Here is a 21,914-nt window from a genome sequence, read left to right on the forward strand (position 1 = left end):
GTTCGCGAGATGACGAACCCCGGTTCAGTCACTGCCAGCTTCGGCATTGACCGGACGCGCACCCACACCTATTGCGCCAAGCGGCTCAAAAAGATCAACTCTTCGTGACTCCTGAGCGACATCACGCCGAAGCACGGTCGGCCACATCGCTCCACCCGCTTCGGGGGTGTAGCGGTCGGCAACCTTCTCCCGGGCCACCGGCCTGCTCTTCATCGGTCCATGACGCCGAATGCGTACCATCATGCGGTTGGTTGGAAGCCGCTGATGGTGGCCTCGACCATGCGGGAGACCCGCTCGAGTTCGGCTCTGGTCGGATCGGCGGGGACCTTGAGGTTCTGCCACACGACCACGAAATCGAGGTTCCGGTTGTTGTCGTGGACCTTCAGTGCCTCCGAGACCACCTTCTCGACGACACCGGCGCTGTTGGGCTTGAGCGGGCCGATGCCGATCTTCGCGTGGGTGGCGGAAAGCCCGCCGTTCGGCCACAGGAGTTCGCGGTGGAACCAGCTGCGGCCGCCACCCAGGAGCATCTGGACGAGATCCGTCGGGCTGCCACTCTCCAGGCTGCCGTCGAACATCCGGGTGACGAGTCTCGCCATGTCCACGGCTGTGGTCGCCTGGGCGACCTGCCCGTCGTTCGTGGACGCGATCCGCACCGGGGTCCATTGCCCCAGGTAGTCACCGGCGAGCCAGATGCCCTGCTGGGTCGGCTTCCGGAAGAAGCCGTCGTCTCCGGCCTTGGCGTTCATGAAGCCGAACGCGACGCCATGGATGCTGGCCGCAGCGCCCGGGTTCTGCTGCTGGAGGAGCATCCCCCTGAGCTGGGTGCGGTAGTCGAAGGTGAACTCGACGTCGATCGGCCGCCCCGTCGCGTCGAGTTGCGGGTCGAGAACCGTCCGGTAGGCCGGCACGATCTTGGTGGCGTCGCTCCCGTGCTGGGCGGTGATGGTGCTCGGGGTCGCGGTCGTGATCTGGTGGTCGAAGTCGGACGAGAGGGCGAGGAAGAACGCGTCCGACGACGACGGCTGCTGTTCCAGGAGCAGTTGACGGGAGAAGAAACGGAGTGTGTGTGCCGCGTACATGGCGAGGAGTTTGACCAGGCTGCCCGAGAAGTGGACCTCGTTCTGCCGGTGGCCCGCCCACGCTCGCTCGTCAGTGCCTTCCAGAGCCACCACGGTGAGGGCGACCCGTTCGAGTGCGGTGCGGTCGGCTCCGGACAGCCCGTTCATGAAACCGTTGAGCGCGTTCTGCATGCTCCGGTTACGGTCGGCTGCCCCCTCGGCTTGGAGATTGTCGCCGTACGCTCCAGTGAACAACTCCATGTCGATCGACCCTCCTTGCGTACGAAGGAGATGGGCGCCGCGAGGACTGCGGCGCTACCGATGAGCATGTACCTCCCTCCATTCTCGTACGTCACTCCGCCGACTTCAACTTCCACGACGCCCCACCGCACGCGGCCGGTAGGCGCTACTTGTAGTACCGCATCAGCTCTCCGTTGCCGCAGGTGGTACAGCTGGGTGCTCGAACTGGCGATCGCGACCGGGATGGGCAGACCCGGCAGCCGGAGGTGGCACATCTGCTCCACCCCGCCGCTCGGCGGATACCGGAAGATCTCTCCCGTGTCGAGGAGCTGGTACACGTCCCCGGCGCCGACACTGATCTCCAAGGTCCGGAGGTCGGTGTCGATCGTGTCCCAGGACGTGCCTCCCAAGTGCCGCAGGATCTGTCCGTTGGCCAGCCTGGGTTCTCCGGACGCGCGGAGGACAGGGGTACGCATCAACCCGCAGCGGGACTTCAGCATCTCGGCACGCGTGCTGTGGTCGAAGACACCTGTCGGTGTGAGCGCGCTGTGCTCCTGGAACCAGGCCAGGGCCAGTGCGGTGATGTCGTCGAGGCGCCCCGCTTCGTAGGAGCGCGCGGGGATGTACCCGAGCTCAACCAGGAATAGCTGGACGTACTCGAAGCCGTCCTGTCTCTGACCGGGTCTGGTGGTGCCGACGCCGGCAACGGTGCGTCTCGAGTCGGTCTTGTGCGGTCCCATGGCGGACTCCTCCGATGTCGAGGGGAATCGAACCGAGTCCTGCAGGAACGGGGTACACCTTCAGTCTCCTGCGGGACAACACCCCTTGCAATCGGCTGTCTGCGCGCGGGAGGGCAACCCCCGCGCGGACCCGGGGAAATGCGCGTACGGTGAAGAAGGGGCACAAGTGAGACTCCGCCGCTGACGGCCGACCTCCCCGTACCGATTCCTCTCCGCCGCACCGAACCCATGCCGGTGCTCTGTCCCAGGGCCACCGCTCCCGTGCGTCGCATTCGTCCGCGGAGGCGTACGGCCGCCGGCCTTCGGCCGCCAAGGCCTCGGCCACGAAGGAGAGCACGATGGAATCGGGCAGGATTGAGCGGAACCCCGACATGCCGGAGACGCCACCACTACACCCCCGATCGGGCCGTGAGCTGGAACACGACGCGGCCGAGCGACTGGACGAGATCCGGCAGTACTTCAAGGACCAGTACGCGGAGCGCAACGTCGTCGCCCGCACGACGACCGAGTCCGGCGACGCGCTCGACTGGGTCCCCGTCGAGTCCCAGGGCGAACCGCCCTACATCGAAGCGGCGGACCGCCCCTACGACCCCGACCGCCCGTCCTCGCCCCAGCCCTTCGAAGCGGGCCAGTCGCGCGAAGAGACCGGTCCCCCCGGCACCGTCCCGATGCTGCGCAAGCCGCTGGACCGCATCACCCCGGTCGGAACCCTGCAGGACTACCTGTCGAAGGGGATCTACGCGAAGCGGTCCACGCCGCCCGACGACCCCGGCCTCGCCCTGCCCCGCGCCGCCACCGCCGTGCACAAATACGCCCACGCCGCCCAGGGCGTGACCAACTACGGCACCGAAGGCTTCATCAACACGTGGCGGCCTTACGTCCAGTGGTCCAACGAGTTCTCCCTGGGGCAGCTGTGGGAGGTAAGGGGATCGGGGGCCGGGACCGATCTGCAGACCGTCGAAGTGGGCGTGCAGACCTACTACGACCTCTACGGCGACTGGTATCCGCACCTGTTCATCTTCTACACCACCAACAACTACACGCAGATGGGCAACTACCTAGGCGGCTACAACCGGGACGTGAAGGGCTGGGAGCAGCTGTCGAGCACGGTCTACCCCGGTATCCGCGTGGCGGAGAGCGTCTACGCGGGAGACCAGTACGACCTCGCCATCAAGGTCATGCTGTACCTGAACAAGTGGTGGATCCGGATCGGCAACGAATGGATGGGCGGCTACCCCACCAGCCTGTTCAACGCCACGGGACTGCGCGACCAAGCGGCTTCCATCGACTGGGGCGGCGAGATCGTCGACGACGTCGCCAACCACCCCGAGGCCACGTACACCTGGATGGGCAGCGGGCGCTTCCCGTCCGAGGGCTGGAGCCGCGCGGCCTACATGCGCAACCTGACCTACCAGTCCGACGCGGCCGGCACGATGAAGCCGGTGGTGGGCTACCCCTATGTGACGAACCCGAACGCCTACCAGATCTCCACCGACTTCACCGGCACGTCGACCTGGGGATCGCACTTCTACTGGGGAGGCCCGGGTGGAGTCGAGTGACGTCCCGGCGCGGGACGACCACCCGGAGGTCATCCCGTCCGAGGTCGATCCGGACGTCGAGTGCGTCCGGATCGACCGAACGGACGACCGCGCCGGACCGCCACCGTCCCCCGATCTCCCGGAAGAAGGGTCAGGGCCCCCGTCGGCGCCGGCCGTGGAGGGCAGAAGGCTCTGCCCCGAGGGCTATCTACCGCGGCGACGGCACCGCGACTACACCCTGGACGGCAAACGAGTCGTCAGCGACTCCCCGCCGATCCCCAACCCTGACGACCCGCCCGTTCGGCGGCCAAGGCCATAGTGATGGATCAGGCGATCGAGCCGGGCGGCCGGGTCGGCATAGAGTTCCTGTCCCGGTCGATCGGTGTGTCCGCCACTCCCGTGTGCGAGGCGCTTGCCTGCCTCGAGACGGACGGCCTGGTCGTCAAGCGTCGCTCTCGGGCCACCGCAACACCGAACTGCTGGAGCGGCGAGGGGTGGAGAAGCTCTTCGATATGCGGCTCTTTCTGGAGCCGCGGGCCGAGCTCCGGCCGTTGAGCAGGTCGACGATGCGGCGGCCGTCGCTATCACGTGGGGGCGTGCCGTTGAGACCGACTCGATCAGGCGAGGCCCTCGCGGTCCTGTCCGCCTGTGGCGCGCCGCAGGCACGTCAGGACGGAGCCACCCGGGCCGGCCGGGTCAGGCGCAGCTCTCTGCTTCTTAGAAGAATTTGCTCCCGAGCGTGTCGGCGCCTCGCGGCGGCGGCGGCGATGGGTGCGGCGGTTGTTTGGTCCCCCGCCACCAGCGGCGCGCCGCTGGTCGCCCCGATCGTGCGGGATGACCGCGACCGCCCCGTCCGTGCGGGGTGGCCGGTCGGTTGAACGTGACCGGTCACCTCGGCCGTGACTGTCGGTCAGGCCCGCGGGGCGCGTGGCTCCAGCCGGAACTCGAAGCCGAGGGTGCCCGGGTCGAGTGCGGTCGCGCCGCCGTCGACGGTGAGCACCGCACCGTTCACGAACGAGGTGGCGGGCGACATCAGCCAGGCGATGGCCTCCGCGACCTCGTGCGGCTCGCCGGGCCGCCCGGCGGGCAGGACCCGGGTCACCTCCTCGTACGCCGCTTCCAGGCCGTTCCCGTCCAGGCCCGCCTCGTCGGCGAACCGGTTCATTCGGCGGTCCGCCATGTCGGTGCGCACCCAGCTCGGGCACACGGTGTTGGCGCGCAACCCCGCGCCCCCGTAGTCGACCGCGAGCGAGCGGCACAGCTGGAGCAGTGCCGCTTTGGAGGTGGCGTAGGCGGTGTTCCCGACGCCGTTGCGCAGGGCGGACACCGAGGCCACCGCGACCACCGCGCCGCGGGCGTCGAGCAGGTGCGGGAGCGCGGCGCGCAGCAGCAGGAACGGACCGGTGAGGTTGGTCCGCATGACCTCGTCCCAGTCCTCCAGGGTCACCTCGCCCACCCCGCCGCCCCGCCCGATGCCGGCGTTGAGCACCAGACCGTCGAGCCGCCCGTACGTGCCGACCACCGTCTCGACCAGCGAAACCACCGCGGCGGGGTCACCGATGTCCGACGGTACGGGCAGGGCGCCGGTCTCCTCGGCGACCAGCCGCAGCGGCTCGGGGCGGCGCCCGGACACCGCCACCTTGTGTCCCGCCCAGGCCAATGACTGCGCGGTCGCCGCCCCGATCCCCGTTCCGCCCCCGGTCACCAGGTACACGCGCTCCTCCGCCATGTCTGCCGCCTCTCCCATGTCTCGTCCGCCGTCCCCCGTCCCGGTGATCTTAGGCGCGCGCCGCTCCGGGGCCGGGCCGACCGACGAACCATCGCCGAGCGGCTTGGCCCCTGGTGCGTCCTGGGTCGCTTTGGCCGCCTCGTTGCTGAACCCGAGATGGCGACGTGGAGGACTTTGGACCGCGAATGGTCCGGGAGACGGGCCTGGAGCATCACCCGCGCGAAGGCGGAGAGCAGCCGCCACGGATCCACCTCGTCCTCGGCGGTGATCCCCGTCCGTCGGTACGCGGGGACGGCGCTGACGGCGTGCCGGAGCACCGACGCCAGCCGCTCGCCCTGCAACTCCCTGATCGCGCCGGGCCGGTCCGCGAGCTCGGCGTACCGCTCGTACTCCTCGTACACCCGTGGCAAGAGCAATCCCTCATGGATCAACTGCGCCCGCCAGTGCCGTTCGTCCTCCGGCTCCACCAGCGGATCGAATCGCCGCCGCACCGCCGCACCGCCGCACCGCCCCAGCGCCCCAGCGCCCCAGCGCCCCAGCGCCTCCGCTCCGCGCCCGGCGCCCCGGCGCCGTGCCCGACGCGGACCGGTCTCACGGCCGCAACTTACGTCGAGTCAGTGTTTCGCTCACGCGTCGCTGCTGGTCAGAAGGTGGAATGCGGATGGGGGAGAGGTCGTCGGGGGTCTTCAGATCGGTGGGAACGGCCCAGGAGTGGACCGGCGTGGCGGTGGCGGTGACGCGGGCCAGCCCGGGTCGCCGTCCGTCGCGAAATCGGCCCAGGCGCGGAGCATATGGCGGGACAGTGCGCGGTCCTCGTCGTCTAGTGTCTCGTGATTCCGTCGGCGTTACGTGATCTTGCGTGTCTCGTTGGTGCTGGCATGGAGCTTTCCGTGGAACAGGCCGCCGAGTTGCGGGAGTTGGCGAACAGCCGGGATGTTCCTGCGGATTTGGCCACGCGAGCCCGGATCGTGCTGTGGTCGGGCGAGGGGCGGCGACGCAAGGACATTGCCGAGTTGCTCGGGGTGTCGCTGCCGACCGTGGACCGCTGGAAGACCCGATATTCCCAGCGCGGGCTGGCCGGGCTGGAAGGTGATCGCCCCGGTGGGGCCCGGGACCAGGTACCGGCACGGGTACGGGCACGGGTGATTGCTCTGACGCGTATGACGCCGCCGGCCTGCACCGGACTGTCGCACTGGTCGACGCGCGAGTTGGCGAAGTACCTGAAGCGGACCGAGAACGTCAGCGTGTCCTGGCACTACATCGCGCGGATCTGGCGTGAGGAGCAACTCAAGCCGCACCGTAACGGAACCTTCAAGATTTCCAAGGACCCCGCGTTCGCGGAGAAAGTCGCGGACGTGGTCGGCCTCTACCTCGCCCCGCCCGGTGGCGCAGTCGTGCTCTCGATCGACGAGAAGACGCAGATCCAGGCGCTGGACCGAACCCAGCCGGTGCTGCCGGTCACCTTCGCGGCCACCGAGAAGCGCACCCACGACTACGTCCGGCACGGCACCACGAACCTGTTCGCCGCCCTCAACGTCGGCACCGGTGAAGTCATCGGCGAGTGCAAGCCGAGCCGGAACGGAAAGAACTTCCTGGCCTTTCTGAAGAAGGCGGTAAAGCCACATGCAGGGAAGGAGATCCACGTCGTCCTGGACAACCTCTCCACCCACACCACACCGGACGTGAAGGAATGGCTGGCCAAGAACTCCCACGTCCACTTTCACTTCACCCCCGTCGGGTCTTCCTGGATCAATCAGATCGAGACCTGGTTCGGAATCCTGACCCGGCAGTCGATCCGCCGCGGCACCTTCGCCAGCGTCAACGTCCTGATCTCGCAGATCCGCAACTACATCGACTCCTGGAACGCCGAGGCCAGGCCCTTCACTTGGACTGCAACCGCCGACGAGATCCTGGCGAAGGTCCGCCTCGTCCAGACCAACATCAAGAAGCTCGTCGCAAACAACTCAAAGTGATGCAAACAGGATCACGAGACACTAGGTGCCTCTGATGAGGAAGTCCGCGCCCGGCGCGACGAGTTGCCGAAGGCGAAGGGAACGTCGGCGGTGTGCCACGGCCGGGCGGCACCGCGCCAGCGGGTGAAGCGGGCCAGGTGGGCCCGACCGTCGCGCGCGCGTGCTGTTCGGCGAGCCGGGTGGTGTACTCGCCGAACTGCGCGTCGCCGAAGGGTGCCAGGTGCCGGTCGAGGACCGGGGTGTCCGGCATCGTCCCGGCGTAGCCGTCGACCAGGCGGGCGGGGAGCCGCAGCGCCTGCGCGAACTCCGCGAGCGCCGCCTCTGGGGCGCCCTCCCGTACGGCTCCGACCGTGTGGAGGAACCACTGTTCCTCCGTCGCGTGGCACACCGGCAGCTCGACGTCCTGCGCCGCTCCCGAGGTGAGCGCGGTCAGCGGATCAGCCGGCAGCGCCTCATCGTCCACGACGGGCTGGAAGATCGCCGGCGCGTAGGCGTGGATCGGGGCCACCGGATCGTCGGTGCAGCGGGCGGCGGTTTTGTTGGAGGCGGCCACCAACTCCTCGCGCGCAACGGACAGCAGCCCTTCCGCCGTGGGGGCGACCCCGGCCTCCTCCGCGATCCGCCCGGTCACCTCCGCCGCGAGCCCGGCCGAGTGGAGGAATTGCGGCACGCTGTGCGCGACGGCCCGACGGAACAGCCCCCGCGTCCGCTCCATGGCCAGCGGGCAGACCACCGCGCTGCCGCCGGAGGAGTACCCGGCGAGGGTGACGTTCGTGGGGTCGCCGCCGCATGCCGCGATGTTCTCCTGGACCCGGGACAGCGCGGCCGCCTTGTCGAGCAGCCCGCGGTTGTCGGGGACGGCGCCGAGCACGTGCCCGTAACCCTCGCACCCCACACGGCAGTTGCAGCCGACGACGACGAGTGCGGCACGGGCCGGCGCGGCGCCGTCGTCGTCGGGCTGCGCGGCGGACCCGAAGGTGTTGGCCCCATCGTGGATCCGGAAGAAGACCGGCAGTTCGTCACACTCCGTACACCTGGGGGCCATGCGTTAACGCTGAGTATTTCCTCGTCCGCGGGGCGCCACACGGGCGCCCCGGGAAGCTCCGCCGACTGCGGGGCTACGGGCCCGAACGCCGTACCGCCCAGGCCCGCGAGGGCTGCGGCTCGACGAAGCGCCGGACGCCGAACGGCAGGGCGGCGTAAGGGATTCCGGGAACGGCGACGACACCGTCGGCGTCGGCTTCCCTGCCGCGCACCAGGCCGGCGGCCGTCCGGAACACCGTCCCGTACTCACCGGATCGTTCGCTCATGCGGTGCGGTCTCGTCCCCCGCGCGCTCGCTCACGGCTCCCCGGTTGAGCGGTTGCTGAATGCGTACGAGTATGGAAGGAGACAGTTCAGTGCGGACCGGAATCGTCTGTCACGGCTGAGAAGTTGTCACATCAACGATCGTTCTCCTCCCCTGTGTGGAGGGCATCTCCCTGAGCCGGATCAGTCTCCGGAGAGCGATATGACCATCAAGAACATGCAGTTCACCTGCCCGAATTGCGGCGAGGTGTCGACGTACGCCGTGCAGACGGACGGCGAGGCGCCCGAGCAATCGGGTCTGGCCTTCCATCAGGACCTGGGCAACCTGCGGAGCCTCGGTATTCCGTACACGAACAGTCCGAACCGTGACGCGTACGGTCCGCTGGTCCCGCAGGGCATCGTCGTCCACTACACCCAGGGCAAGTACGAGGGAGCCATCGGCCACTTCCAGAACTCCGCGTCCAAGGTCTCGGCGCACTTCATCGTCGCCAGGGACGGCCGGCGCATCCAGATGGTCCCGCTGCCCGACCCCGACACCAACGGCCCACGGGACGGGCGGTACACGGCCTGGCACTGCAAGGGAGGAAACACCCGCTACATCGGCATCGAGCACGAGACTGGACCACAGAGATGATGGAGTCCTCGGCGGAGCTGTCGGCGTACTTGTGCCACACGTACGCCATCCCGATCGAGGTGCCGCTCGCCCCGAACGAGCGCGACTGGTTCACGGGCTTCGGCGGACACTACAACGTGCCCAACAACAGCCACACCGACCCGGGTCCGTACTTCCCGTGGGACTACTACATCGACCTCGTGCAGTGGTTCTACGGCCGCATGGCCGCCGACTCCCCGCCCGGCGCCGCGCCGGCGTCCGCCAAACCGATCCGGGAGGTACAGGGGTCCGGGAAGCCCGCCTACCAGACGCTGTGACCGCCGTATGAGGTGACGTCCCATGCTGGGCTCCACGGTGACCGCGCTCACCGCCTGTTCGGCCGCCCCCGGCCGCCTTGACCTGTTCGTCGGCGACGGTGGCGGCGGCGTATGGCACAGGACGCGCACGACGCCCCCCGACGCGCTCCGAGGCCGCTGGGGCGCGTGGCACTCGCTCGGCCGGCCGTGGCCTTCGCCCGGAGCGCCGGAGCACACCGGCTGGCTGACCGCCGTGCGTTCCGGCCCCGGCCGGATCGAACTCCTCGCCCTGGACAGCGGTCGCGGGACGAAGCACAGGCTCTTCGCGGCGGCCCGTGACGGCGCCCTCGACACGCTCCTCGAAGAGGCCGGTGCCGAGGCCGGGGACGCCGCCGGCGCCGAGGCGGGCGGCGGAGCCGGTGATGTCGTCGGCGATGCCGTCGACGATGTCCTCGGTGACGCGGCCGGCCACGGCTGGACCCCGTGGACGTCGCCCGACCCGCTCGCCGCGCGGCCCGCGGCGGCCGACCCGCTCCCGACGGAAGAGCAGTTGACGCTCCTCCGCAGGCAGCTCTCCGAGGGCCGACGTTCCGACGTCGACCCTCGCTCTACCGCCTTCGCCACGACGGAACGTGACCTCTTCGCCGTCGCCGGTCACAGACTGTGGCACCGCATGTGGACGGAGAGCACCGCATGGGAGGACCTCGGCGGCGACCTCACCACCGACGACACGACCGGCCCCCCACATCGCCGCCGTCCACGACGAGGCCGGGTCCACCCACGTGTTCGCCGTCTGGGCCGGTACGGCCCTGATGCACCGGCAGCTCGACCGCACCTGGTCCGACTGGCGGCTCGTCGACATCTGGGCCGACGTGCGGACCTACCAGGCGCTGCGCCCCGACGACCTCGTCGCACTGACCGTCCGCGGGAGCGGACTGCGCGAACGAGTCCGCGCCGACGGCGTGGTGGAATTCGTCGCCGCCCGGTCCGACGCCCGGCTCATCGTGGAGTTCCCACCGCAGCACATCGCCGAGACCGTCTCCGAGACGGGCACGACCAGCCAGGCGCGGATCGCGGGACCCTCACGGCTGGCCTTCGCCATCGGCCAGGAGGCCGTACCGCTCACCGTCGACGGCGTACTGACCGCCATGCGCAAACTGCCCCTGGTCGCGACGCCCGAGACCGCGGGAGCGGACAGCGCCCGCCTCGAACTGCCCTGGCGCCTGCTCCTGCAGCTGCCGAACGGCGCCCGCTGCACGCACCACGCCCTGCCCGCCGTCGGCCACAACGGCACCACCGAGCTGTGGCACAGCCGGATCACGCGCCCCGACGGGGCCGACGCGCTGCGGGTGAGGCCCGTCAAGGCCCTCCCGGACGAGCCGGCCCTCGCCACCCCGCTCGGCCACTACACGGCGACGATCGCCGCCCTCGGAGTGCAGTCCGCCGATCCGCCCGTGACGGTCGACCGGCTCATCCTCAGCGCGTTCGGCGCCTGGTTCGGCGCCTCCGCCTCATGGCCCACACTCGACTGGACCCACCAGACCGCGATGGGCCGCGACTACTACGTCCGCGTCCTCACCCGCGGCGCGCTCTTCCCCTTCGGACACCGGGCCGCCTTCGTCGAGGTCACCGAGCGCCGGTTCGACCGGCAGCCCCCGGCCGTGGCGGCGCTCCGCACGACGCGCACGCTGATCGTCACCGAGCCGACACGGCATTACGGGATCGGCGACGGCGCCGGAAAGGCGTACGAGCGTGCCTTCCCCTTCCAGGAGGTGTCCGTCGATCCGCGGCAGCTGACGGACCTGGACGCGGCGGTGTGGCTGCCCGGCAAGGCGTTCTGGCCCACGCAGTCGGGAGCCACCGTCGAGTTCACCGTACGTGCGGGGGCGGACCGGGAGGTCGTCGACTTCCGGCTGCCGATGCTGTTCGTCGACGACGCGGCCGTCGGCACCTCCCACGCCGCCTCTCACGACGCCGAGTACGCCCGCGGACCGCGCTCGGGCGTCCAGCGCGCCACGGGACACCCCACGCGAGAGATCGGCCGCAGGATCGCGCTCGCCATGAAGACCGCCACCCAGCCGCTCGAAGGCGCGGTCCAGGAAGTGCGGTCGATGTCCTTCGGCGGCACCGGCGCCGCCCTCGCCGCGAACGGCGTCGGATTCCACCCCCGCGTCACCCGCATGGAGGTCGCGCTGCCGGCGGTGCGCCAGCTGATCGGATCGTCGCCGACGGTGCCGGCCGAGTTCTCGAAGGCGTTCCTGACGGCCACGGGCGGCCAGCGGCCCGAGGTCCTGCTCGCCCTCCTGGAGCCGAAGGTCATCGACTTCGCCGCGTCCGGGGCGCGTACGGGCATGGTGGCCGCGCCGAACATGGCCGTCACCGAGATCTCCCGGCTGGCCGGACCGATCGCCGGCGGCCCCTTCCCGCCGAGACCGCAGGACATGTTCGCCGAGGACGCCAGACTCTTCGGCGTCATCTCGCTCCGCCGCATCGTGTCCGTCATCACCTCGCGCCCGCAGATCACGTGGTCCGATGTGGTCGGCGCGCCGTCCGCGAAGCTGACGTGGAGCGAGAAGCTGACGACGGAGGTCGAACCCTTCCACCCCAAGACGCCCACCTCCAAGGTCTTCCTGGAGGTCCTCTCCGAGGTCGTCGCCGGTCGGCCCCGGCTGCGCACGACCGGTGAGGTCACGGACTTCACGCTGGAGATCCCGACCCGCGCCTGCGCCCTCGTCGTCCTCACCTTCAAGAAGGTCCGCTTCACCGGCAACTCCGGAGAGAACCCCTCCTTGACCTTCGAGCTCGCGGACGCACGGCTCGCCGGGAAGCTGAACTTCGTCAAGACGCTGGCGGAGAAGATCCCACAGGCGGGCCGCGGCGGACCGCGCGTCGAGACCTCGGCGGTCCAGATCAGGGCCACCTACACGATCGCCGTGCCCACCCTCGCCATGGGCGTCTTCACCGTGCAGAACCTGGCCATCCGCACCGGCCTCACTCTCTCCCTCGAACAGCGGCCCATCGAGATCGACTTCGCCTTCGCCACCCGAGAACGGCCGTTCCTCGTCACCGTCAGCGGCTTCGGAGGCGGCGGCTATCTGGAGCTCGGAGTGAGCGCCGGAGAACCCGACGGGGGACTGCAGCGGTTCGTCGGCGGCATCGAGTTCGGCGCCAGCGTCGCCATGAACTTCGGCATCGCGGCCGGCGAGGTCCACGTCTTCGGCGGTGTCGTCTTCGTCAAGAAGGGCAGGACGATCGAGATCACGGGCTATCTGCGGATCGGCGGCAGCGTCTCCGTCCTGGGCCTGATCCGGGTCTCCGTGGAGCTGACGCTCAGCCTCGCCTACGACGTGGAGCGCAACGAGCTGCACGGCTCCGCCCGGCTCGTGATCACCGTCGACCTCACCTTCTGGTCCACCTCCGTCACCCTCGAATGCCACAAGAGCTTCAAGGGCCCCAGCCTCGCCGCCGACCCCCGGGACGCCCTGACGTCCGTGGAGGCACGGCAGCCCTCCGAGGACGCGGCGCTGTCGGCCTCGACCGTCGAGGCCGCGCTCGGCCCCCAGGGCTCCTCGTTCCCGTGGCAGACGTACTGCCGGGCCTTCGCGAAGGAGTCTCAATGACGAAGTCAAGCCGCCTGCGTGACCGGCGGAGCGGAGGTGAACACCCGTCCGTCACGCAGCAGAGCCCACAACACACTCGCTCGTCGGCGGGCCAGGGCGATGACGGCCTGGACGTGTTTGCAGCCCTCGCCCCGCTTCTTGAGGTAGAAGTCCCGGTTCGGTCCCTCGCGGATGATGCTGGTCTGCGCGGACATGTAGAACACCCGTCGCAGGCGGCGGCTGTAGCGTTTGGGCCGGTGAAGGTTGCCGGTGCGCCGGCCGGAGTCACGCGGGACGGGCACCAGCCCGGCCGCCGACGCCAGGTGGCCGGCGTCGGCGTAGGCCGACAAGTCGCCGGCGGACACGACGAACTCGGCCCCGAGTATCGGGCCCATCCCGGGCAGGGATTCGATGATCTCCGCCTGCGGGTGACCGCGGAACGTGTCGCGGATCTGCTTGTCGATCCGCTTGAGCCGGTCGTCCAGGGCCAGGATCTGCCCGGCCAGGTCGGCCACGATCTGCGCGGCGACGTCCTCGCCGGGCAGCGCGGTCTGCTGGGCTTGTGCCGCCTCCAGTGCGGTCGCGGCGACCTCGTCGGCGCTGCGCACGCTGCGGTTGGCCAGCCAGGCTGTCAGCCTCGCCCGGCCGCGGCGGCGGATGGCGGCCGGGGTCTGGTAACCCGTCAGCAGGACCAGCGCGCCTTTGTGCGAGCTGTAGTCGAAGGCCCGCTCCAGCGCGGGGAAGACGCCGGTCAGCACATCGCGCAGGCGGTTGATCATCCGCACGCGGTCGGCCACCAGGTCGGAGCGGTGGGCGGTCAGCAGCGCGAGGTCGGCGGCCAGCTGGGCGGGCACGTCGATGGCGGTGAAGTCGTTGCGGTGGCGGGCGGTCTCGGCGATGACGTAGGCGTCGCGGGCGTCGGTCTTCGCCTCACCCCGGTAGGCACCCGACATGCGGTTGACCGTGCGGCCAGGCACGTAGACGGCCCGCTGGCCGTGGGCCGCGAGCAGGGCCAACAGCAGAGCCGAGGACGTGCCGGAGATGTCCACCGCCCAGTGAACCTCGTCCGCCAGATCGAGGATCTCGCCGAGCGCGGCCAGGATCGCCGACTCGTCGTTGTCGATCTTCTTCGACCACAACGTGGCGCCGGTCTCATCGACCACAGCCGCCCAGTGGTGGCCCTTGCCCGCGTCGACACCGGCCCAGAGCTGGGCCCTCCGCTTGCTCACTCGCCCTCCTCGCGCCGTTCGGCATGCCGTCGGCCCGAGGAACACCCCGCTGTCATCTCCGTAATCAGCGACCGCACGAAGCGCGCACATCTCAATCAGCAGCCAGGGCGCCCCGGAGAGCCGGGCGGCCACTCCTTCGAAGCCACTGAAGGCAAGAACCCATAAGCCACACCCGGCCCTCCCGGGCCGCCTAACAACTTACGGAGTGACCCATGCTGGTCTCCGACCTGCGGCGACAGTTCGTCTGGACCCCGATCCCGGCCGGGCGGGTCGCCCTCGTCCCGGGACACTCCACCCCGATGGCCCTGCTGTCCGTCCTCCTCACCCCCCCCGGCTGCTGGGACCCCCGGGAGACCGGAAGCTGTCGGACTTCGGCATGCAGACCTGGCCCGAACGGCTCGCCGCCCTCCGGTTCGACGTCTTCCGAGGAACGCAGCCCGTCGTCTCCCACCAGGTCCCGCACCTCACCATCGAGCAGAAAGAGGTCCGCTTCACCACCGCCCGCCAACTCTCCGCATGGAAAGCCCTGTTCACCGGCGACTCGCCGGTGACCCCGTACCGGACGACCTCCTACGACGAACGTGACGTCCGCGAGTTCCCGGCCGCCGAGGCAGCCACCGAGGTACGCGAGGCGTACACGGCCACGGCCCGCGTCCACCTCGACCACGACGGCGGGGTCCCCGAGACCGATCCAGAGCTGCGGGCCGCGCTGAGCCGGGTGACCGCGATGTGGCAGGCGCGACTCGCGCCTCTGGACGGCACCGCGGAGGACGACCCGTCCGCACCCCGGTCGGCGCTCGCCCAGGCGTACACCTTCTACCAGCGCGACTCCGACGCGTTCACGGCGCTGCCGCCGCCCACCGTCGCGCCCGTGCACGAGTTCCACGAGACCGTCTCCCGCCTCGCCGACCATCCGCTGCTCCTCCGCGCGCTCGGACTGCTGATCGACCTGGCAGTGGAGCCGGCTCCGCTGACCGAAGCCGGCGGCGCGAAGGAGCTGCGCGTCGTCCCGCGCTGGCCGAATCCCGACGGCTCCGTGCCGTCCGGCTGGTCCCACGCCACCCAGGACGACCTGTCCCCGAAGACCGCCTACCTCCTGGAGGGGAAGCGCTTCGTCACCGCGTCACTGCCGGGACCGGCGGCCACCGAACTCAAGCGCGGCATGCTGCCCCTGGCCGGAGCCGGCGTGGCGTCGCCCACCGGTTCCGACACCGCCGCGCGGTACGAGGTGATGCCGTTCGACGTCGACGGGTCCGCCCTGCGCATGGTCGGCGTCGCCGAGTCGGACCGCGCCCGGACGGCTTCGCAGGACCGGGCCGACGTCGGCGCGCTGCCCGCCCTGCGGTCGATGGGCTTCGCCCTCGTCGAGCGGGACCGCGTACAGGAACACGGCAGGCAGCTCCGGCGGGCCGCCCAGCGAGCCACGGCCGCCGGCCTCACCTCCCAGCCGGTGACGGCGGATTCACTGCTCGGCGGCTACCGGGTGGACGTCTTCGACGTGGCCAGGAGGCAGTGGTTCCCCCTCTGCCGCAGGCGCGTCCGCTACAAGATCGGCGACGTGACGATCGGGCACGACGCGTCCGGCGGCAGCGGCCCCGCCGGCCTCCTCGAGGAGGGATTCGTACGCCCCGAGGCGTCGACGACCGGAGCCGACGCGCAGGACGCCCTGTACCTCCACCAGATCGTGATGCGCTTCGACGGCTGGAGCCCGGTCGTGGAGCGACCCGAGCGGATCGTCGACACGGGGGACGAGATGCCGGTGGCGGCCGACCCGCCCCCCTTCGACGCGGTCGTCGAAACCGACCCGGGATCGCTGCCCCGCCTGCGGTTCGGCCGCGACTACCGCCTCCGCGTCCGGATCGCCGACCTCGCCGGGGGCGGACTGCGCCCCGACGAGACCGGACCCGAAGAGGAACGGACGAATGTCTTCCGGCACCACCGCTTCGAGCCCCTCCCGCCCCCGGAACTCGTCCCCACCCGCGAACTGGCCGACGGCGAGACCCTGGACCTGATGGTCATCCGCAGCGACCGCGACACGACGGTGGAGGCGTACGCCGCGGCCCACGGCCACCGTGCCTTCGACCTCCGCCACCTCCTCGCCCCCGCGTGCTCCCTCGAACTGGCCCTCCAGCACGAGCGCACCTTCGACGCCGCCCTCGGCCCCGACGTACCGACCGCGAAGGTGAAGGAGTTCTTCGAGGTCGCCAAGCGAGCCGACCGTTCCGTCGCCGACATCGCCGGCGCGAAGGTCGTGGGGACGGAGACCGGCTCCACCGTGCCCGCCCCGTACGTCTTCCTCCCCGAGACGGGTGTCTCCCTGCCCTGGCTCCCCGACCCGGCCACCTCGCACCTCGCCCTGAACCCACGCCGCAGGCCCGTCGACCCCGAATCCGGAAAGTGCGGAACGGTCGTGGGAGACAAGAGAACCGGCGCGTGGCAGGGCACCTGGCCGGCGTACGCGCCGATCTCGCTCCGCCTCGTCGGCGGCCCCGGCGGCTGCACCCTCACCCGCTCCCCGGACCAGCGCACCTTCACAGTCGCGCTCGGCCCCGCCGAAGAGGTCACCTTCGACATCCCCTCCTGCCCCGGCACCCGCAGCGTCCAGCTGTTCGGCATGGTCACCTGGCTGGGCATCGACCCCACCGACCCCTCCGCGTTCGCGCCCATCGTCGAGGGCCGCAACCGCCTCGTCACACCGCCGCGCACCGTCACGCTCGTCCACGCCGTGCAGCGCCCCCTGGCGATCCCCTCCGGCCTGCTCGCCGCCCGCCGGACCACCGGAGACACCAGCGCCGTCCTGCGCACCGACGGCCTGCGCATCCACATCGCCAGCACCGGCCGCCTCGACCTGCGCGCCGAGTGGAACGACCACGAGGACCTCCCGCCGCAGAAGCCGGCCGAGCGCCGGCAGACCGCGTTCCTCGGCCCGTACGACATCCAGCGCGCCCGCCAGCACGAGGCGTTCCCCACGATCCGCCAGGAGTTCGGCGACACCCGCCGCCGACACGTCACGTACCGCGCCACCGCCGTCTCCCGCTTCCAGTCCTGCTTCCCTCGCGCCACCGCCGCAGACTCCCAGGCCTGCCTGAGCGAGGGTGTCCTGGAGGTCACGGACGTGCCGAGCTCCGCCCGCCCGCCCGCGCCCAAGGTCCTCCACGCCGTGCCGACGTTCCGCTGGTCCCGTTCGCACGACGGCCAGAAGTCGCTCACCCGGTGGCGGTACGGAGGCGGCCTGCGGGTCCTGCTCGAACGTCCCTGGTACGTCTCCGGCGACGACGAACGCCTCGCCGTCCTCACCTGGCCCGGCCCGTCCGCCCCCGCCGACGTGCTGCGGTACGTCAGCGTCGCGGGCCGCGACCCGATCTGGACCACCGGCGCCCCGCCCCCGGTCCTCAGCCAGAGCGACGTCGTCGCACCGCGCGGCGACCGGGCGGACCTGCCGGAGCTGGAACGCGCGCTCGACGTGATCGCGTACCCCGTCCGCTTCGACGAGGACGCCGACCGCTGGTACGCCGACATCGACCTGTCCCCGCTCGTCACCGCCTCCTACTTCCCCTTCGTCCGGCTGGCCCTGTCCCGCTACCAGGCCCACACCGTCGACGGGGTGCCCACCCTGTCCCCCTCGGTGCGGACGGAGCCCGTCCAGCTCCCGCCCCACCGACGCCTCGTCGTCACCCGCACGACGGGACGGGCCACCGTGCTCGTCGACGGCCTCGGCCCGGCCGGCCCCCGGTCGAACCTCGTCCGTACCGAACTCCAGGTGGGCTCCGACCCGACCGCAGGCGGCGGCGCGGGCTGGAGCACCGTCTTCCGGACCTCCGGGCCCCTCGGTCAGGCCCGCGACCTCGACCTCCCCGCCACCGGGGACCGCCCCCAGCGCATCGTCGTCCAGGAGTACGAGACGCATCCGCCCGCCACGAACGAGACGGGATCCGCCGTGGACGGCCCGGGGCGGCTTGTCTACGCCGACATCGTCTCCCTAGGAGTGTGGTGACCGTGGTCGACCCGGTCTTCCAGATGTTCCCCGAGGAAGGGCCGCTGCGACTCGCCGCGGGATCGCCTCCCAGTGCTCCGGTCGCCTTCAAGGTGGGCGCCGCGAAGACGGGCGTGTTCCTTTGCGTCATCGCCCTGGGGTCGGAGTGCGCGCCAGCCGGGGAAGCGGCCCCGGCCATCGAACTGCGCGCGGGACTAGGCAAGTTCGCTCTGGTGCCGCGCGAACCGGACACCGTGGTGATCCGCGACGACTCCCTGATGCGGGTCGCCAAGGCCTCCTGGATCCGCGAGCCCCGGGACGTGTTCCTGGTCAGGCTGGACATCAGCAAACCGTCCGGCCGGCTCTGGCACATGCGCGTCACGAACAAGGCGTCGACGGAACTCCTCTTCGTCTGGGTCGTGTCGGACCTCGAGAAGGACACCCGTCAACCGCGGCTCTTGATGGAACGGTCCCACGGCCGGCTCGCCCTCCCGGGAGCCCCCGTCGACGACATCGTGGTGAACATGGCCAACGTCGGTACGAGAGACCTGTTCATCGACACCGCGGCGGGCGCCGACCTGGGCGACGGCTTCCTCCTGCACGAGGTGACACGGACCCTCGCGCCCCACGATTGCGGGCACCTCACCATCAAGGTTCCTCCCGTCGAGTCCATCCCCTTCGGCGCCGGACAAATGCATCACTTCACCGACTTCACCCTGGAGGCCAACACCCGCGACGAGGAGGAGCGAACGCTCCACCTCAGAGTCTCCCGGAAGCTCGGCAAGGAGAAGGAGAAGGAGAACAAGGAAAAGGAGGGCAAGGAGGGCGGCAAGGACAAGGAGCAGAAGGACCAGCCGGACGAGCTGATGATGGCCGGCGACCTCTTCCCCACACCCCTCGCACCGCTCGTCGCCTGGACCGGTGCCGCCTCCCCGCACGTGCACTTCATCCCCCCGGAGCTGCGCCCCGACCTGTCGACGAGCGCACTCGTCCACGAGGACCCGACGCCGTAGCGCGGCGGCGGTCGCCATGTGGCTGGTGCTGTGCGACGCCGGGGACCGGGCGGCCCACTGGGCCGCCGCCGGGCTGCGCGAACGGGGGCTCGACCCGGTGGAGGTCGTCGAGGCTGCGACGCTGACCCGCACCGCACGGTCCACGCACCGGATCGAGGAGGAACGGGGCGAGGGGCAGGACCGAATCGAGTCGGACCGGACCGGCGACGGTGCTGCCGATGGCGATCGGGCGCGCTTCGAGCTCACCCTGCCCGACGGGCGCAACCTCGCGAGCGACGCCGTCCACGGCGTGGTCAACCGGCTCACCCACGCACCCGTGGACCATCTGCGCTTCGCCTCCCTGGCCGACACCGCCTACGCGATGGCGGAATGGGACGCGCTGGTCCTCAGCTGGCTCCAGTGCCTCGCCCCTGTGACGGTCAACCGCCCCAGCCCCCTCGGCCTGTCCGGCATCCTCCGCTCGCCCGCCGAGTGGACCGTGCTCGCCGCCGCGGCGGGACTGGCGGTGCCGCCGCTGAGGCTGACCGACGACACCACGCACGAACGGTCCACGGACCGGCCGCCCACCCGTACCCTGCTCGTCCTCGGTGACGACGTCTACGGCGTCCACGGCGGCGAAGCGCTCGACGGCCTCTCCCCGGCCTGCCTCAGCCTCGCCCGCAGCGCGGGAGCCGACCTCCTGGGCATCCACCTGGAGCCCGACGCGCACGCCCGGCACGGCGCGCGATTCGCGGGGGCGACGCTCCTGCCCGACCTGCGGATCGCGGGCGCCTCGATGCTCGACGGCCTTCACGCGTACCTGACCCGGCTGCCTGCGAGGCCCCGGTGATCGTCGTCTGCGGCATCGCCAGCGAGCGCCCGATCGCCCTCGTCACCGACGCGCTGCGACGCCGGGGCCTGCCGCACGCCGTGCTGCACCAGCGCCGCTTCACGGACACCCCGATCGACATCCGCGTCGACGGCACGGACGTGCGCGGGCACCTGCGATGCGACGGCCGGACCGTCCCGTGTTCCGACGTCACCGGCATCTACACCCGACTCATGGACTGGCGGCTGCTGCCGGAGGCGCGGGGCGCGGGCGAGGAGACGCTGAGGCACTGCCAGGCCTGGCACGAGGCCCTCGGCACCTGGATCGAGATCGCGCCGGGACGCGTGATGAACCGCGCCTCCGCGACGGCGACCAACCGCTCCAAGCCCTACCAGGCCCAGCTGATCCGCAGTGCCGGGTTCCGCGTCCCCGAGACCCTCGTCACCGACGACCCCGACCTTGCACTGGCCTTCCGAGACCGGCACGGCCGGGTCGTCTACAAGTCGATCAGCGCAGTGCGCTCGATCGTACGGCTGCTCGACAACGAGGCCGCCGCCCGGCTCCCGCAGATCCGCTCGTGCCCCGTCCAGTTCCAGCGCTACGTCCCCGGCGTGAACGTCCGCGTGCACGTAGTCGCGGGCGAGGTCTTCGCCACCCGCATCGAGACCGACCAAGTGGACTACCGCTACGCCGGCCGGTACGGCGGCCGCGCCGACCTCACGCCGTGGACCCCACCCCGAGAACTGGCGCTGCGCTGCGCGGACCTCGCCACCGGGCTGGGCCTCGCCCTCGCCGGCATCGACCTCGTCCTCACGGACGAGGGCGAGTTCTTCTGCTTCGAGGTCAACCCCAGCCCCGCGTACAGCTTCTACGAGGACCACACGGCCCAGCCGATCTCCGACGCGATCGCCCGGGCCCTGCTCGGACGATGACGAACGGCGGGGGCGGCCGGCCGACGGTGACGTGGTGGGCGTGACGGCATGGATCCCCAGGCCCCCTTGCAGGGCAGCGTCGAGACGCCCCCTGCCTGACGGCTCGGTCGAGGCGGTGGTGGCCGGCAACGCCATGTGTCGACCGGGAACCACGGTCCCGCGCCCCCTGACGTGGGCGAACCGCGAACGGACGAGCAGCCGGTCCCAGCGGAACGTCTGCCCGTACGTGTCCACTGCGACGATCCACGGGGGAGGATCCTGGACGCACTCGTTCCTCACGTGGTGAATCCCCATGGCTGTCGAATGCGCAACACCGCCCGGGAATACAGAGCGGATCGCGCTGACAGGGTTTCGTGGGACTTGCCGGTCACCGGCTCGCGGTACCTGGTCGTGGCCGATGAAGGGGCCGTGGCGAGCAGCGAAGTTTCCGTCGGCACGGACAAGAGCCCCTTGCTGGAGCAGATCAACATGGGACCGTACGTGCGGTCGACCGCGTCGACCTGGAGCGGGGTGAGCTGGCCGTCGCCCTCCTCGTCGGCCGCGCGGAAGGTGACCTCCGAGACCTTGACCATCTTGTCGACGTAGGCGGGGTCCTTCTCCAGGCCCCGTGCGGAGGCGGTGACGAACTCCTCGCGGGTGATCTGTCCGTCGCCGTCCGCGTCAGCGGCGTCGCGGATCGTCTCCCACCACGCCGTGAAGGTCTCCTCGATCTCGGCGAGCACCTGCGGGTCGATGTTGGGGCGGAGGGAACGCATGCGCTGGGCCGTGATCTGGAAGTCGTCGGCGCCGACGACGCCGTCGCGGGTGACGTCGAGGGTGTCGAAGACCCGGTCCATGTTGGTCTTCTGTACCTGTCCGAGCAT

The 21,914-nt window shown here is 70.6% G+C and carries 17 protein-coding genes; 10 read left to right on the forward strand and 7 right to left on the reverse strand.

What is annotated here, in order from left to right:
- Window positions 1–239 precede the first annotated feature (239 nt).
- A complete protein-coding gene (locus QF035_RS46050; RefSeq protein WP_307527947.1) occupies window positions 240–1,322 on the reverse strand; it encodes a hypothetical protein in 1,083 nt (360 codons plus the stop codon).
- On the reverse strand, window positions 1,226–2,041 hold the full coding sequence (locus QF035_RS46055; RefSeq protein WP_307527949.1) for a peptidoglycan-binding domain-containing protein: 816 nt from the start codon (window positions 2,039–2,041) through the stop codon (window positions 1,226–1,228). Before QF035_RS46055 ends, QF035_RS46050 begins: the two co-directional genes overlap by 97 nt.
- Before the next feature lie 338 nt (window positions 2,042–2,379).
- Here QF035_RS46055 and QF035_RS46060 point away from each other — a divergent pair, with 338 nt between their 5' ends.
- Window positions 2,380–3,600: a neprosin family prolyl endopeptidase gene (locus tag QF035_RS46060; protein WP_307527951.1), complete on the forward strand. Its 1,221-nt coding sequence runs from the start codon at window positions 2,380–2,382 to the stop codon at window positions 3,598–3,600.
- Window positions 3,601–3,900: 300 nt separating this feature from the next.
- Window positions 3,901–4,134 carry a GntR family transcriptional regulator gene (locus tag QF035_RS46065; RefSeq protein ID WP_373466828.1) on the forward strand — a complete coding sequence of 78 codons (234 nt, stop codon included), beginning with the start codon at window positions 3,901–3,903 and terminating at the stop codon, window positions 4,132–4,134.
- Window positions 4,135–4,489: 355 nt separating this feature from the next.
- Here QF035_RS46065 and QF035_RS46070 read toward each other — a convergent pair whose 3' ends face one another.
- A complete protein-coding gene (locus QF035_RS46070) occupies window positions 4,490–5,308 on the reverse strand; it encodes an SDR family NAD(P)-dependent oxidoreductase (RefSeq protein ID WP_307531881.1) in 819 nt (272 codons plus the stop codon).
- Window positions 5,309–6,186: 878 nt separating this feature from the next.
- On the opposite strand from QF035_RS46070, the gene QF035_RS46075 reads away from it, so the two are divergent.
- On the forward strand, window positions 6,187–7,281 hold the full coding sequence (locus tag QF035_RS46075) for an IS630 family transposase (protein ID WP_307518114.1): 1,095 nt from the start codon (window positions 6,187–6,189) through the stop codon (window positions 7,279–7,281).
- On the opposite strand, the gene QF035_RS46080 is transcribed toward QF035_RS46075, so the two are convergent.
- Together QF035_RS46080 and QF035_RS46085 are read right to left on the reverse strand one after the other, a co-directional pair.
- Window positions 7,250–8,326 carry a carboxylesterase family protein gene (locus QF035_RS46080; RefSeq protein ID WP_307527953.1) on the reverse strand — a complete coding sequence of 359 codons (1,077 nt, stop codon included), beginning with the start codon at window positions 8,324–8,326 and terminating at the stop codon, window positions 7,250–7,252. The genes QF035_RS46075 and QF035_RS46080 overlap by 32 nt on opposite strands.
- Window positions 8,327–8,399: 73 nt before the next feature.
- Window positions 8,400–8,591, reverse strand: a complete 192-nt coding sequence (locus QF035_RS46085; RefSeq protein ID WP_307527954.1) for a carboxylesterase family protein — start codon at window positions 8,589–8,591, stop codon at window positions 8,400–8,402.
- 199 nt (window positions 8,592–8,790) lie between these two features.
- On the opposite strand from QF035_RS46085, the gene QF035_RS46090 reads away from it, so the two are divergent.
- The 3 genes from QF035_RS46090 (at window position 8,791) to QF035_RS46100 (ending at window position 13,117) form a co-directional block, all read left to right on the forward strand.
- Window positions 8,791–9,222 (forward strand): N-acetylmuramoyl-L-alanine amidase, encoded by a 432-nt coding sequence (locus tag QF035_RS46090; RefSeq protein WP_307527956.1) that lies wholly within the window; start codon window positions 8,791–8,793, stop codon window positions 9,220–9,222.
- Window positions 9,219–9,518, forward strand: coding sequence for a peptidoglycan recognition protein family protein (locus QF035_RS46095; RefSeq protein WP_307527958.1), 300 nt, complete (start codon window positions 9,219–9,221; stop codon window positions 9,516–9,518). The genes QF035_RS46090 and QF035_RS46095 overlap by 4 nt, the downstream gene beginning before the upstream one ends.
- Before the next feature lie 761 nt (window positions 9,519–10,279).
- The gene (locus QF035_RS46100; RefSeq protein WP_307527960.1) at window positions 10,280–13,117 is read left to right on the forward strand and encodes a hypothetical protein; all 2,838 of its coding nucleotides are present in this window, start codon (window positions 10,280–10,282) and stop codon (window positions 13,115–13,117) included.
- 5 nt (window positions 13,118–13,122) lie between these two features.
- Here QF035_RS46100 and QF035_RS46105 read toward each other — a convergent pair whose 3' ends face one another.
- The gene (locus tag QF035_RS46105; RefSeq protein ID WP_307519482.1) at window positions 13,123–14,325 is read right to left on the reverse strand and encodes an IS110 family transposase; all 1,203 of its coding nucleotides are present in this window, start codon (window positions 14,323–14,325) and stop codon (window positions 13,123–13,125) included.
- Between the two features lie 376 nt (window positions 14,326–14,701).
- Between QF035_RS46105 and QF035_RS46110 the strand changes: the two genes are divergently transcribed.
- Genes QF035_RS46110 through QF035_RS46125 form a run of 4 tightly spaced genes read left to right on the forward strand, consistent with a single transcriptional unit; the run spans window position 14,702 to window position 21,051 of the window.
- Entirely contained in the window at window positions 14,702–18,319 is a 3,618-nt protein-coding gene (locus QF035_RS46110; RefSeq protein WP_307527962.1) for a hypothetical protein, read from the forward strand.
- Complete coding sequence (locus QF035_RS46115) at window positions 18,316–19,311, forward strand: hypothetical protein (protein ID WP_307527964.1); 996 nt, start codon at window positions 18,316–18,318, stop codon at window positions 19,309–19,311. Before QF035_RS46110 ends, QF035_RS46115 begins: the two co-directional genes overlap by 4 nt.
- Window positions 19,312–19,327: 16 nt before the next feature.
- Complete coding sequence (locus QF035_RS46120) at window positions 19,328–20,140, forward strand: hypothetical protein (protein WP_307527966.1); 813 nt, start codon at window positions 19,328–19,330, stop codon at window positions 20,138–20,140.
- Window positions 20,137–21,051 (forward strand): ATP-grasp domain-containing protein, encoded by a 915-nt coding sequence (locus tag QF035_RS46125; RefSeq protein ID WP_307527968.1) that lies wholly within the window; start codon window positions 20,137–20,139, stop codon window positions 21,049–21,051. Before QF035_RS46120 ends, QF035_RS46125 begins: the two co-directional genes overlap by 4 nt.
- Before the next feature lie 275 nt (window positions 21,052–21,326).
- Here QF035_RS46125 and QF035_RS46130 read toward each other — a convergent pair whose 3' ends face one another.
- Window positions 21,327–21,914: an EF-hand domain-containing protein gene (locus QF035_RS46130; RefSeq protein WP_307527970.1), complete on the reverse strand. Its 588-nt coding sequence runs from the start codon at window positions 21,912–21,914 to the stop codon at window positions 21,327–21,329.

The organism is Streptomyces umbrinus (assembly GCF_030817415.1).
GTDB lineage: Bacteria > Actinomycetota > Actinomycetes > Streptomycetales > Streptomycetaceae > Streptomyces > Streptomyces umbrinus_A.

Excerpts from the sequence above, each read along its gene's own strand:
- QF035_RS46085 (WP_307527954.1), bottom strand. The coding sequence starts at position 8,591 with ATGAGCGAACGATCCGGTGAGTACGGGACGGTGTTCCGGACGGCCGCC.
- QF035_RS46120 (WP_307527966.1), top strand. The coding sequence starts at position 19,328 with ATGTGGCTGGTGCTGTGCGACGCCGGGGACCGGGCGGCCCACTGGGCC.
- QF035_RS46065 (WP_373466828.1), top strand. The coding sequence starts at position 3,901 with ATGGATCAGGCGATCGAGCCGGGCGGCCGGGTCGGCATAGAGTTCCTG.
- QF035_RS46130 (WP_307527970.1), bottom strand. The coding sequence starts at position 21,914 with ATGCTCGGACAGGTACAGAAGACCAACATGGACCGGGTCTTCGACACC.
- QF035_RS46080 (WP_307527953.1), bottom strand. The coding sequence starts at position 8,326 with ATGGCCCCCAGGTGTACGGAGTGTGACGAACTGCCGGTCTTCTTCCGG.
- QF035_RS46070 (WP_307531881.1), bottom strand. The coding sequence starts at position 5,308 with ATGGCGGAGGAGCGCGTGTACCTGGTGACCGGGGGCGGAACGGGGATC.
- QF035_RS46055 (WP_307527949.1), bottom strand. The coding sequence starts at position 2,041 with ATGGGACCGCACAAGACCGACTCGAGACGCACCGTTGCCGGCGTCGGC.
- QF035_RS46110 (WP_307527962.1), top strand. The coding sequence starts at position 14,702 with ATGCAGACCTGGCCCGAACGGCTCGCCGCCCTCCGGTTCGACGTCTTC.
- QF035_RS46090 (WP_307527956.1), top strand. The coding sequence starts at position 8,791 with ATGACCATCAAGAACATGCAGTTCACCTGCCCGAATTGCGGCGAGGTG.
- QF035_RS46095 (WP_307527958.1), top strand. The coding sequence starts at position 9,219 with ATGATGGAGTCCTCGGCGGAGCTGTCGGCGTACTTGTGCCACACGTAC.
- QF035_RS46060 (WP_307527951.1), top strand. The coding sequence starts at position 2,380 with ATGGAATCGGGCAGGATTGAGCGGAACCCCGACATGCCGGAGACGCCA.
- QF035_RS46075 (WP_307518114.1), top strand. The coding sequence starts at position 6,187 with ATGGAGCTTTCCGTGGAACAGGCCGCCGAGTTGCGGGAGTTGGCGAAC.
- QF035_RS46050 (WP_307527947.1), bottom strand. The coding sequence starts at position 1,322 with ATGGAGTTGTTCACTGGAGCGTACGGCGACAATCTCCAAGCCGAGGGG.